The organism is Bacillus sp. B28 (assembly GCF_029536185.1).
Lineage (GTDB): Bacteria > Bacillota > Bacilli > Bacillales > Bacillaceae > Bacillus > Bacillus halotolerans.
In genome coordinates, this window is the sequence record NZ_CP120511.1 from 3,782,597 (window position 1) to 3,795,256 (window position 12,660).

A 12,660-nucleotide genomic window follows, 5' to 3' on the forward strand; every position below is an offset into this window, starting at 1 on the left:
CTCTCTCTATTGTGCGGTATATCCTCCGTCTGCGGTGATGGCGCTTCCGGTCATGTAGCTTGATAAATCAGAGGCTAAAAACAGCATAACGTTTGCTATTTCCTCAGGTTTTCCAAGTTTTAGCATCGGATTCACCTTCGCCTTTTCTTTCTTGATTTCTTCAAGTGTGCCTTCATTATTTTCCATAAAGGATTTCTCATTTAATGGCGTATCAATAATCCCCGGACATACACAATTAACGCGGATTTGATGTTTGGCGTAATCAACAGCCATTGACCTTGTCAGCTGCAACACGCCGCCTTTGCTGGCGTTATATGCCGGGATATCAGGCCATGCCACGACTCCGCCGACAGAGCACGTATTAATGATATTGCCTTTGCCGGCAGTCAGCATATGCCTGAGTGCGTGCTTGCTCATTAAAAACATGCCCGTCAGATTGACTTGGAGCACCTTATTCCAATCGCTCAGCTCCATCTCATGAATAGGCGCCACGATTTCGATCCCCGCATTATTAATTAAAATATCTAATCCTCCGAATGTATCAATTGCCGATTGAACAGCGTGCTGGCAGGCAGTTTCGTCTGTTATATCTGTTTGCACAAAGTGCAGCCGGTCACTATTTTCTTGCCGGACCATGACTTCTCCCTGTGCTGCATCAATATCCGCCACAACCACATTTGCCTGCTGGTTCAAAAAAGCTTGAACCGCGGCATAGCCGATGCCTGATGCGCCTCCTGTTATGAGGACGGTTTTATCGGTGAGGTTCATGATCACTCATCCGCCTTTATTTTTTTTGCTTTTGCTCTGTTGTAGCGCGGCGGGAAGAAGATATTAATCGATTTTGATTCTTTTTCGGAACGGTTGATGGCGCCGTGATCTTCCCGCGGCTCACAGAAATAGGCTGTGCCGAATGTCATATCGACTGTGCAGCCTTCGACGGTCATGTCGTATCCGCCGCCAATGCAGATGCCGATTTGTTCATTCTTATGTTTATGGAAAGGCATTTCTCCGCCATTTCCAGGGATTTTGGCCAGCATGATCTCCACCCAGTCCTCAACAAAGAACGTGACTTCCATGCCCGGCAATAGGTCTCTTGTTTTGAAAATATTCAAAAAATAGTCCTCAGGACTTGTATATGTTTCATCAGCTTTCAGCCGCTTGATATCAATAGCAATGACTTCTTGGTCCGTGTCGTTTCTTGCCCCGTGAGGCACATGCGGCGGCGCGATATACGCAGATTCCAAAGCTGTCATCTTTCTCGTCACATCTCCGACAGTCATCATCAGCTCGCCAGAAACGACCATGCCGATTTGGACTTCCTTATGCTGATGCGGTTCAACGTTAGTATGCGGCGGAACGTAGGACATTAGCACTTCAGTATCGCCGCGGACGGTGGAATACTGTCTCACTCCGTTCTCCCACTCTATTAATTTTGGTGTCGGGAAATAAATCTCCTTCACATCTTGTTCAGTTTTCATAATCAACGTCTCCTTTTCCGAATAATGACCAGCTCATAGGAATGCTTTTAAATGTCTTAACAAACTTGAGCCCGTATTTTTGTCTTGCCAGTTCATTGGTTAAAGCAATGTCAGAAAGACCTTCTTTTACTTTTTTTGCTGCGGCGCTGGTTGAGTTGACCAGCTCGAACCTGACGTCTTTGCGGGTAAAATATTTAATTAAATTGATAGGTGATGGATGTGAAACAATAACAGATGTGTCAAGCATGTCGTCGCTGAATGTGAAATCAGGACGGACAGCCAGGCCGTACATCGGTGTATCGCACCTGAAGATTTGCAAAAGCTGCAAATCCGGCCTCATGTAGAAATGTTTAATGCCGTCGTAAGCATGTGGAACGATGGTATATTCCAGCGGGCTTTGAAGAGTCCTTTCGATGCATGATTCAAATGTATCATGCAAAGATAATTTACTGTTTAGCCCCTGGAGAAGAGTAAAATTAGAGATGAAATGCTTTGCTGCGTACTCACTGCTTGTCCCTTCTGGGCCGAGCGTGTTGACTGTAATCAGTTTTGATATTGAATAAGCTTTGTTTTTTGTTTGAATGCTATTATCCAATATAATCATGAGCACCAACCAATCTTTTAAATTTTAAGTAAATTTTATCCAGCAGAGATCGAACTGTCAACATTTTTTGAAAATACTGATAATTATTCCCATACAAACAGAAAAACCCTTAAGAAAGGGTTTTTTGTTATAGGAATTTAGAAACTTTGTTTATTGGGATAAGGAATGATCTGCTTTCTGCTCATGCTTTCCGTACTTTTTATAGGCGAATACACTGAGCACAAAACCGAGCACTGTAATGATGGCGCAAATCAATCCGACAGCTGCATACCCGTATTCCACATATACAGGTCCCATCAAAGCAGAACCTAATGTCACAGCCAAATTTGAGGCAAGGCTGTAAAACGCCATAATTTTCCCGCGATGACGCTCTGAGCAATCACTCAAAATGGTGCTGAGCAGCGTCACCGTCAAGCTTTGCATTAACCCCCAGATGAATAGACTGATGATTAGCAGAGGCATTGATGCGGGCGCATACGCGATACAAGCCAGCAGAACGCTGATGACCGCCAGCGCAATGATCAGAGAGCGCATTTTTCCAATGCGGTCGGCAATCTTACCTGTAAAGACACTCATGGAAAACCCGATGCCATAAATCATAATAAATAAGCCGGCAGCCGTATTGCCTCCGGTAAAAACGTCCTGTAGGTAAGAGCCTAAAAACGAATACATACCGTAAAAACCAATCATATTGCACAAAGTGATTATGATATAAACGGGAACACGCGGCACTTTAAGCGCGTCTCGAAATGTCCCCGCCGGCTCGTCTTTTTCCTCCTGGACGGTGCTTTTATTATCGTTATGGCGGCGCATTTCAAATAGAACGAGCAAAACAACAAGTGCACCCATCAAGGCGAAAATCCAGAATGTCCATCTCCAATGTAAGACGCCACCTATAAACGATCCGATCGGCACGCCGAAAATCAGTGCAAGCGACCAGCTTGAGACGATCAGACCCATCACTTTGCCCCGATAGGTATACGGAACACGATCCCCGACAACTGCGTAAGCGGTCGGGACAAACGCACCTGCCGCCAACCCTGAAAGCGCACGTCCTAAAAAGAAGAAAAAGATATTTTGCGCCAAAGCGCATATCACGGTTCCTATAATAAAGATCACGAGTCCCAGCATTAAACTCAGTTCTCTCGAGTATTTATCCCCTAAAGGCACCAGCAGCGGGGCACCGATAAAGATCATGATCCCATATATACTGATAGATAGCGCAAGCACGCTGACATCTGAGTTGAAGGCATCTGCTAAATCAGGAAGCAGCGGTGAAATGACAAGCTCTTCAGATCCAGCCGCAAATACGCCCATTGTTAAAGCCAGCGCAAGAAATAGCGGAAAATGATGTTTTGATTTGATGTGATTGTTTTGTTTACTGTTCATTCTCCCTTAACACCTCTTCCGGAATCTTAAAATAAAGTTGAATTATAGTTTAGCATCCTTTATTTACAATTTACAATTCGAACGAAAATAATTTTCTTTTTATTATTTACATTCAAATATGAATAAGGGATTTCTTGTTTCAAATTTAAAATAAAACAAAAACATATCCTGGGATATGCTATAGTAATGCATTTTTTATGTCGGGTCAGGTGATGAATCAAGGTTATTCAACAGTTACTCCGATTTCGGAAGGATTCATCCTTCAATTTGCTGACTGGTCAACTGTGTTTATCGTGCTGGCCGGGGTCGGGTGTTTTTATTTTGTCACGGTTCTGACCGCATTGCCTGAATCACTGCCTGAAAGCTGATCACATTTCGGCACTTGCTTGGCGGCCGGGCGTTTATGGGTTTTGCTTTCAGCCAGGCCTTTATCGGGATCGGCATGTTTGGGTATATTTCCGGTTCGCCGTTTATCCTGCAAAACATATACGGTGTGTCGGCTCAGATGTTCAGCATGCTGTTTGCCATCAACGGCGCTCGCCGGTGTTGCCTGGGAAGAAAACGCGTGGCCGATGGCGTTGAGTATATTCGGCTTTGATGTGCTCGCGATATTATCCTATGTGTTTCTTGTCAGACGTAACGCGTAAAAAAGCTCTCCGGTCTCCCGGAGAGCTTTTTCTATTGCGCTTCTGTTTGCTCTTTTTTCAGCGGTTCATTTTGTAAGCGCTTCTTGATGCTCAGATGATAGTACGCATAGCAGAAAATAATGAGTGGTACACCGCAGTACAAGCCGATTCTTTGATCTGGGATGAAGATAAGGCTTATCAATACGCATCCGTATAATACAAACCCAAGAATCGGCACCAACGGATAAAGAGGGGTTCTGAATTCCAGGTCGTTCACGTTTCCGCCTTCAGCGAGGAACCGCCTGCGAAAGAAAAATTGCGAGGCGCAAATGGACATCCACGCGACAACTGTCACCATGCCAGAGATTGATATACACCACAAATACACGGTTTCTGCAGCCATGACGCTAGTCAGCAGCGAACAGCCGGAAATCCCGATCGTAATCAGCAGGGCATTGATTGGCACCCCTTTTTTGGTCAGTCTCGTTAAAAGGGCCGGGCCCATTTTGTTTGTTGAAAGCGACCACATCATACGCGAGGCTGCATATAAACCAGAATTGGCAACAGATAAAATCGCCGTTAATATGACAAAGTTCATCATATCAGCCGCAAATGGGATGCCGATATGATCAAGCACCGCTACAAACGGACTCTCAATCACCCCAGCCTTTTCATACGGCAGAATGGCAACCAAGACGAACATAGCCAGCACAAAGAAAAACAGCGTTCGCCAGATGACATTTCGAATGGACTTTGGCAGTGTCTTTTCCGGACTTTCACTCTCCCCTGCCGCAATTCCGACCAGCTCTGTCCCCTGAAATGAGAAATTGACCATAACCAGCGTAAACATAACAGCCAGCACGCCATTTGGAAACAGTCCTTTATCAGTCATGAAATGAGACAGAAAAGGCGTTTCCTGACCGCCTTTAAAATCGATCAAGCCAAACACGGCGCACCCGCCGATCACGATAAATAATATGATCGCTGTCACTTTGATGCTCGAAAACCAAAATTCCATTTCCGCAAAGCTTCGGACAGACAGCACATTAATCAAAAAGATGATAACACCGAAAACGAGACACCATATCCAGATCGGCACGGAGGGCAGCCATCTTTGCATCAAAATGCCCGCTGACGTTAGCTCCAAGCCGACTGTATTCGCCCAGCTGAACCAATACAGCCAGCCGATCATAAAACCTGTCGACGGTCCCAAATACTTTGTGGCGTAGGCTTGAAACGACCCGGCCACCGGCATGGCGACAGCCAGCTCCCCTAAACAAAGCATGACCAGATACATTAAAAATCCGCCAATCATATAGGCGGCAATGGCTCCGAGAGGACCCGCCTGGCTGATCGTAAAGCCGGAACCTAAAAACAGACCGGTGCCGATGACGCCGCCCAAGGCAATCATAAACAAATGCCGGCTTTTCATACTGCGCTGCAATTCGTTTTTATGATCCTGCATCATCCTTCTCCCTTCGGCTCTTTTGTGCTGATATTCATCCGATAGCTTTGCAAAAGGTGAACAGTGGTCTGCTGTATCAGATCAGGCAATACATGAAATGTGTACGGCTTGTATACTCTTTCAGTCCATTTATGTCCGTCTTTCCCGTATACACCCATGTTAATGGAAGGAATGTTCAGTTTCCGTATGTCTTTGAACGGAATGGTTCCAATCATCTCCCACCCCGGGAAGTTTCTGATAAAGGAATTAATTTCGTCATCGGTTTCATGCAGCGATAAAAAGCTGCCGTCTGCCAAGTAAGGGAAAAACTTTTTGAAAACAAAGGTTTCGCCTGTCGTTTCGGCGGTTTTGTCCACCGCTTCTTTGATCACATGCTGCAATAGCTGGTCTCTTGTGCTTTCTTCTTTTAAATAGTTATGCGGTAAATAAGGAGGAGCATAAAACAGAATGACTTTTGCGCCCTGGTCGGGATCAAGCTTTTGGAGTTCTTCAATTGCATGAAAACATCTCATGCGCAGTTCAAGGTGCTCATTGGCTTTGAATGCTTGCTCTATACACTGCTCAGGATCGACGCCGCGGCTTCTTAGCTTTTCCATGTATTGATCCACACTGAAGACTTGAATATCCCAAGACAAATGTCTCTTCGGAAGATTTGTTCGCTTCAGATATTCTTCATAATACTCTGATAATTTCCGCTCTGTGTCCCGGCACGCCTCCTCAGCGACTTGGGTAAGCTGGTCCATGACTTCCTTTGCTGTTTTTTCATAGATAAAATAATTGAAATACAAATAGCTGCTGACGGCGGTTTGGACGTTATAGGCTTCCTTGTTATCACGCTGATACAAGCAGGATGGGGGCAGAACCAATTCGCCTTCAATCTTTTCTGCTAAATGAATATTGTTGTGGATGCGTCTTGTGATTTCAGAAGAAATGAGATTTGGATCGATGCCAGCAAGCGTGTCTCCGACATGCACTTCCCGGCCGGATATATAAAAGCAAGGCAGCAGCTTTCCCGCGGCTCCGGTATAGATATATCTTGTTGAATCACCATCGTACAGCGGCGTAATAAAATCGGTATTAATGGCAGCCAGATACTGAATCTGTTTTTCCTTTTTTAATCGGTTCAGCTCAGAAATACTGGCGAGAATACCGGCATGCTGACTTTCTTCATCCGGGTTTGCCATAAATAATAGATTTCCCGGCAATGCTTTGGGGTTCTCTGAAAAGTGCAGGAGATTGGACAAATGCACCGCGATGCCGCTTTGCATGTCGACAGAGCCTCTGCCGAACATCCACTCACCCGACTTGGCGTCCCGCTGAACGTCTTCATCAAAGTCGTAGTTGGAGAAATACTCAGCCAATTTTCCAGAATCAAAAGCGATATCCTTAAGCGGGCCGAAATCTTCAATTCCCACCGTATCCAAGTGGGCGTGATAAATGACAGTATTCCGGCTTCCCCCGCTGCCTTCCACAAACGCAAAAATATTTTTCCGGTTGTACGGGTCATTAGGAATAGCCTGTTCCCATACATGGCAAGGATGTTCCTGAAAGTAAGGATAGCTCATGATGACTTCTTTGATAAAATCTGCTTTCGTCCCTTCGCCGATGGTGCCGTTTACACTGCTGAGGCTGACCAAAGACTTTGTCAGTGTCTCAACCCGTTCTGCCAGCGGCATGTGACTGATTTTTGTATAGAGCATACATCATCCCCCTCATCCAAACATGTAAATAGTGCGATCTAAAAACAATCGCACTATTTCGGTTTTCTCAATTAATACGCTTCGGACGTTGTTTTCGCCTGCATATGAAGAATTAAATAATCCGGACCTCCTGCTTTTGAGTCTGTTCCGGACATATTAAACCCGCCGAATGGCTGATAGCCGACAATAGCTCCGGTACAGCCTCTGTTAAAGTATAAGTTTCCGACATGAAAATCCTCGCGAGCCCGTTCAATGTGCGCACGGTTTTTCGTCAGCAGAGCGCCTGTCAGTCCGTATTCTGTGTTATTTGCAATCTCAAGCATATGATCGAAATCACGCGCTTTGCAGATGGCAGCAACCGGCCCGAAGATTTCTTCCTGCATGAGACGCGCATGTTCATCAACATCTGCAAAGATCGTCGGCTGAATAAAGTAGCCTTTTGAATCATCGCCTTCTCCGCCGGCCAAAAGCTTGCCTTCAGACTTGCCGATTTCAATGTAGCTCATGACTTTATTGTAGGAAGCTTCATGAATCACAGGCCCCATATACGTATCAGGATCTTCCGGACTTCCGACTGTCAGCGTTTTGGTCAGCGCAACTGCTTTTTCTACGACTTCATCATAGACATCCTGATGAATCACTGCACGGGAACCCGCTGAACATTTTTGCCCTGAGTACCCGAATGCGGAGTAAACGATAGAAGAGGCAGCAAGATCCAAATCGGCATCTTTGTCGACAAGCACTGTGTCTTTCCCGCCCATTTCAGCAATCACGCGTTTCAGCCATTTTTGGCCCGGCTGCACTTTTGCGGCACGCTCGTAAATCCGGCAGCCGACCGCACGGGAGCCTGTAAATGATACAAATCTTGTTTTAGGGTGTTCTACTAAGAAATCACCAATTTCCGCTCCGTCTCCCGGAATGTAATTGAGAACGCCGTTTGGTAAACCCGCTTCCTCCATCACCTCGACAAATTTAGCGGCCACTACTGGCGCAGCATCTGCCGGCTTCAGCAAGATCGTATTCCCCGTGACAATCGCAGCCGCAGCAGTCCCTGCCATAATGGCGAGCGGGAAATTAAATGGCGAAATGACAATGCCGACGCCAAGCGCTTCATAATGATATTGATTGTACTCGCCTGCCCGGCTCTTTACCGGAGCTCCGTTCTTCAGCTTTAAGATTTGGCGCGCGTAGTATTCTAAAAAGTCTATTGCTTCCGCTGTGTCAGCATCTGCTTCCTTCCACGGTTTTCCCGCTTCCTTTACAAGATAGCTTGAAAATTCGTGCTTTCTTCTGCGCAAAATAGCCGCAGCTTTAAAAAGGATATTCGCGCGGTGCTCCGGTCTTTGTTTTTTCCACGATTCAAATGCCTGTAACGCCGATTGCATCGCTTTTTCAGCAAGCTCTTGATTAGCCATTGAGGCGTAGCCGATCACTTCTTCCTTATTAGCCGGATTAATCGAAACAATTTTACGATCCGTTTCGATCTGTTCTCCATTAATGACAAGCGGATAATGCTTGCCGAGCTGAGTATTTACAAAGGTCAGTGATTCTTGAAAGGCTGTTTTATTCTTTGCTTCCTTAAAATTAGTGAATGGTTCGTGCGCATATGAAACGGTCATATGTAATCCCCCTCGTTATGTAATATGTCTTCATACGAATATAAAAGCAAGATTCGTACCAATATTTCGTCTTTTCACAAAAAAACTTGTAGAATCACAGAGAACTTTGTCAGAAATCTAAACATTTTTCCTTTTATAAATATAACGCGCAAAATCATTTTGCGATTTTCATGCCATATGCAAACAAAAATGCAAAATTATTTTGCAGGAGAAAGGGGGATTATCCCCCCTAAACCCATCCGCGGAATTGAGACGCCTCTGCAGATTTTCTGATGCCCGTCATGTAAGCCGCCAAGCGCATATCGACTTTGTGTGCGGCCGCGGTCTGATAAATCGTTTCAAATGAATTGACCATCACGTTTCGCAGCTTTTCAGCAACCTCTTCTTCTGCCCAATAATATCCTTGGTTGTTTTGAACCCATTCAAAGTAAGAAACCGTTACGCCGCCTGCACTCGCCAGTATATCCGGCACCAGGAGTACGCCTTTTTCATTCAAAATCTTTGTCGCGTCGATTGTCGTCGGCCCGTTAGCCGCTTCGACCACAATTGAGGCCTTAATGTTATGGGCGTTTTTGGCTGTGATTTGATTTGAAATAGCCGCCGGCACTAAAATATCGCATTCTTGTTCGAGCAGCTCTTCATTTGTGATGACATCAGTAAATAAATTGGTGACCATTCCGAAACTGTCCCGCTTATCGAGCAAATAAGGAATATCGAGGCCATCCGGGTTGTACAGCCCGCCGTGGGCATCCGAAATCCCGATAACCTTGGCGCCGGCATCATGCATAAATTTAGCCAGAAAACTGCCTGCGTTCCCAAAGCCCTGTATGATGATGCGCGCGTTTTGCAGCTTGATTCCTTTTTTCTTAACCGCTTCTTCTATACAAATGGTTACGCCTTGAGCGGTTGCTGTTTCCCGGCCCTGTGAGCCGCCTAAAACGAGCGGTTTTCCTGTGATAAAACCCGGGGAATCGAATTCCCGAAGCCGGCTGTATTCGTCCATCATCCACGCCATAATTTGCGAATTGGTGTATACATCGGGCGCGGGAATATCCTTTGTCGGGCCGACTAACTGGCTGATGGCGCGGACATACCCCCGGCTCAGCCGTTCCAACTCTCCAAACGACATCGTCCGCGGATCACAAATAATGCCGCCCTTTCCGCCGCCGTACGGCAAATTCGTGATCCCGCATTTGAGCGTCATCCAAATCGATAGCGCCTTTACTTCCTCTTCATTCACCTCGGGATGAAAACGCACACCCCCTTTTGTCGGGCCAACCGCGTCATTGTGCTGTGAACGATAGCCTGTAAACACTTTCACACTGCCGTTATCCATTTTCACCGGAATTCGTACAGTGAGCATTCTCATCGGCTCTTTCATTAATTCATACATTTCGCTCGGATAGCCCAATTTCCGCAGGGCTTCCTTTATGATCGCTTGCGTAGACAGAAATAAATTGAGAGCTTCTTTTTCTTCATCCTTTGTGATTTGTTTTTCTGACATGTTTTTTTCACCTCATCATATTTTTATCTTCAGAAAAATGTAAGCGCTTTTAAAAAACTGTAATCGATCAATTCCTTTCTTGATTGGGTTCACCCTTATCTACATGCAAGATTCGTACCAGTTTTTTAACCATACAAAAAAAGAGGCTGATATCACACCAGCCCCTGATCATTTCTATTGATATTAACGAGGGTCGATAACCAGCTGCGTTTCAGCATAAAAACTGCCGATTCCCAGACCGTTTACCACATCGCCTTTAATCGTGTATGTGCCTGCACGCGGAAGCGTTTTGCGCACCATGACAAGATCGAATTCAGACACCCCTAACAAATCAAGAGTAAGCGGGAGCCTGACCGTTTTTCCATCGTTTAAAATCTGTGTTTCTTTCAGTGTTCTTCCATTCACAGAATCTCTTGTTGTCGCGTGGAATCCGTCAGGAAATTGAAACTCGACTGCTCCCAGAGAAAGCACTGCGTTTGGTTTATAAGTCACTTCAATATCTGAAGTCGTCCATTCTTTTGTACTGTTTACGGTTTTTGCCTCAATTGATGCAGACTGTGCATGCGCTTGGCCTGAAGGAAGCAAGATTGATAGCAGGACAGCTGAACTGATGAAAAATGAAGATACGAATGAAGTTCTTTTTAACATGACATTTCCTCCTCAAATCACGGTTGGAATTTGGCCAGAGCGTCCTCTGCAGAAAAAGCGTTTTACCGTAACTCGCGAATTACCATTTCTTTTTCTTAAAAGTTAATCTATCACCATTTTCCATGGAAGTAAATGTTTTTTTGCGAATATTAACACTTGGCATGATGTAATAAATTCATCCTATATACACAAGATGCTAATAGACTGTTTCTGATCCGTATCTAGTAAAATATGCGCCTGTTATCCCTGTCTTTTGTCCTGATATCAAAACAGGACAAAAAAAGTCGAAGATGCCTCATGATCTTCGATGGATAACTGCTCTATGACTTATTTAAATTCGGTATTCCAGTTAAAACCGATTGTCTCATCATTCCATGGGATTCTTTTTTCATCGGGCTGATCAGGGTTATACGAGGTTGTCGTAAAATAGATAATTGTCAGGGGCGTTTCGCCCAGCACTCTGTATCCGTGAGCGACGCCTTTTGGAATCAATAACAGCATCGGGTTGTCTTCTCCCATATAATAGACATCAGTTTCTCCCTTTGTTTCTGAATCCTCCCGCAGGTCATAAAGGACAACCTGAGCGTGGCCGGTCGGGAAGAACCAGAGATCGTCCTGCTTCTCGTGATAATGAAACGCTTTAATCACACCCGGATAGCTTTTGGACCAAGACGCCTGCCCAAAATGCTCAAGAAGGTTCTCATCATCGCGAACCAGTTCGGCAAAAAAACCTCTGTCATCACAATGCTTTGTCAGCTTCTTAACCTTGACTCCTTCAATCACGCGCACTGCTCCTTTCCTGCAAAAATTCCCGTAAAGCTTCCCGCCAGTGGCGCGGGCGTATGCCGGCTTCTTCAATGGCCCGGTGGCTCAGCACAGAGTAAGCCGGCCGGGGTGTCGAATTCCCGTATTCCTCTGTCGTCACGGGCGTAATCGTTGTGTTCAGCCCGCTTTCTTCCATAATGGCCTTTGCGAACTCATACCAGCTGCATATGCCTGAATTGCTGACATGGTAGATACCCGGCGGATGACTGAATAGCTTGATGATCGCTTCCGCCAAATCCTTGGTATAGGTCGGCGAGCCGATTTGATCGTTCACAACCCGCAGCTCTTGTTTTGTTTCTGCGAGCTTCAGCATCGTATGAACAAAATTGCTGCCGCTTTTTCCATACACCCACGATGTTCTGATGATCGTGCTGTCGGTTCTTGCTAACTGGATCAGCTCTTCTCCGAGTTTTTTACTTTTACCGTAGATGGTGTTCGGGTCAAGGTGGCCGTCTTCCCTGTATGGCTGGGTCCCCTTCCCGTCAAATACATAATCCGTGCTGATATGAACATATTGCGCTCCGATGCGGGATGACTCCAGCGCTGTGTAATAAGCGCCAACTCCGTTGATCAAGTATGCTTTATCCAGCTCCGTCTCGCATTTGTCGACGGAGGTAAACGCGGCGGTATTGACCACGATATCCGGCTGATAATGCCCGAACGAATGCCGTACAGAACGCTGATCGGCGATGTTCATCATCTGCTTTGTTAACGCAATGACCTCATATCCGGCTTGCTTCAGCTGGCGGCACAGCTCCAAGCCAAGCTGTCCGCCCGCACCGGTTACCAATACCTTTGTCAA

At 45.7% G+C, this 12,660-nt stretch carries 13 protein-coding genes; 2 read left to right on the plus strand and 11 right to left on the minus strand.

Annotated features, from left to right (window positions below; genetic code table 11):
• Nucleotides 1–6: 6 nt before the first annotated feature.
• From bacC to P3L57_RS18895, 4 genes are all read right to left on the minus strand, one after another.
• A complete protein-coding gene (gene bacC / locus P3L57_RS18880; protein WP_069486765.1) occupies nt 7–768 on the minus strand; it encodes a dihydroanticapsin 7-dehydrogenase in 762 nt (253 codons plus the stop codon).
• A gap of 2 nt (nt 769–770) precedes the next feature.
• Nucleotides 771–1,478: a 3-((4R)-4-hydroxycyclohexa-1,5-dien-1-yl)-2-oxopropanoate isomerase gene (bacB, locus tag P3L57_RS18885; RefSeq protein ID WP_044159862.1), complete on the minus strand. Its 708-nt coding sequence runs from the start codon at nt 1,476–1,478 to the stop codon at nt 771–773.
• Entirely contained in the window at nt 1,468–2,082 is a 615-nt protein-coding gene (gene bacA / locus P3L57_RS18890) for a prephenate decarboxylase (protein WP_044159864.1), read from the minus strand. The genes bacB and bacA overlap by 11 nt, the downstream gene beginning before the upstream one ends.
• 150 nt (nt 2,083–2,232) lie before the next feature.
• Nucleotides 2,233–3,471, minus strand: coding sequence for an MFS transporter (locus P3L57_RS18895; protein ID WP_044159865.1), 1,239 nt, complete (start codon nt 3,469–3,471; stop codon nt 2,233–2,235).
• A gap of 212 nt (nt 3,472–3,683) precedes the next feature.
• Here P3L57_RS18895 and P3L57_RS20795 point away from each other — a divergent pair, with 212 nt between their 5' ends.
• Nucleotides 3,684–3,839, plus strand: coding sequence for a hypothetical protein (locus tag P3L57_RS20795; protein ID WP_254665046.1), 156 nt, complete (start codon nt 3,684–3,686; stop codon nt 3,837–3,839).
• A gap of 35 nt (nt 3,840–3,874) precedes the next feature.
• Nucleotides 3,875–4,069, plus strand: coding sequence for a hypothetical protein (locus P3L57_RS20800; protein ID WP_069486764.1), 195 nt, complete (start codon nt 3,875–3,877; stop codon nt 4,067–4,069).
• An 80-nt stretch (nt 4,070–4,149) separates the two neighbouring features.
• Here the strand turns inward: P3L57_RS20800 and P3L57_RS18910 are convergent, their stop codons facing one another.
• The 7 genes from P3L57_RS18910 to rfbD form a co-directional block, all read right to left on the minus strand.
• Nucleotides 4,150–5,562, minus strand: a complete 1,413-nt coding sequence (locus P3L57_RS18910) for an amino acid permease (RefSeq protein WP_069486763.1) — start codon at nt 5,560–5,562, stop codon at nt 4,150–4,152.
• On the minus strand, nt 5,562–7,262 hold the full coding sequence (locus P3L57_RS18915) for a M20 family metallopeptidase (RefSeq protein WP_264798214.1): 1,701 nt from the start codon (nt 7,260–7,262) through the stop codon (nt 5,562–5,564). The genes P3L57_RS18910 and P3L57_RS18915 overlap by 1 nt, the downstream gene beginning before the upstream one ends.
• Before the next feature lie 71 nt (nt 7,263–7,333).
• Nucleotides 7,334–8,881, minus strand: a complete 1,548-nt coding sequence (pruA, locus tag P3L57_RS18920) for an L-glutamate gamma-semialdehyde dehydrogenase (RefSeq protein ID WP_069486761.1) — start codon at nt 8,879–8,881, stop codon at nt 7,334–7,336.
• Between the two features lie 229 nt (nt 8,882–9,110).
• Complete coding sequence (gene rocG, locus P3L57_RS18925) at nt 9,111–10,385, minus strand: glutamate dehydrogenase (protein ID WP_044159872.1); 1,275 nt, start codon at nt 10,383–10,385, stop codon at nt 9,111–9,113.
• A gap of 183 nt (nt 10,386–10,568) precedes the next feature.
• Nucleotides 10,569–11,033 carry a biofilm surface layer hydrophobin BslB gene (gene bslB / locus P3L57_RS18930; RefSeq protein WP_059335176.1) on the minus strand — a complete coding sequence of 155 codons (465 nt, stop codon included), beginning with the start codon at nt 11,031–11,033 and terminating at the stop codon, nt 10,569–10,571.
• Nucleotides 11,034–11,360: 327 nt separating this feature from the next.
• Nucleotides 11,361–11,816: a dTDP-4-dehydrorhamnose 3,5-epimerase family protein gene (locus P3L57_RS18935; protein WP_010332322.1), complete on the minus strand. Its 456-nt coding sequence runs from the start codon at nt 11,814–11,816 to the stop codon at nt 11,361–11,363.
• Nucleotides 11,809–12,660: a dTDP-4-dehydrorhamnose reductase gene (gene rfbD / locus P3L57_RS18940; protein ID WP_044159877.1), complete on the minus strand. Its 852-nt coding sequence runs from the start codon at nt 12,658–12,660 to the stop codon at nt 11,809–11,811. Before rfbD ends, P3L57_RS18935 begins: the two co-directional genes overlap by 8 nt.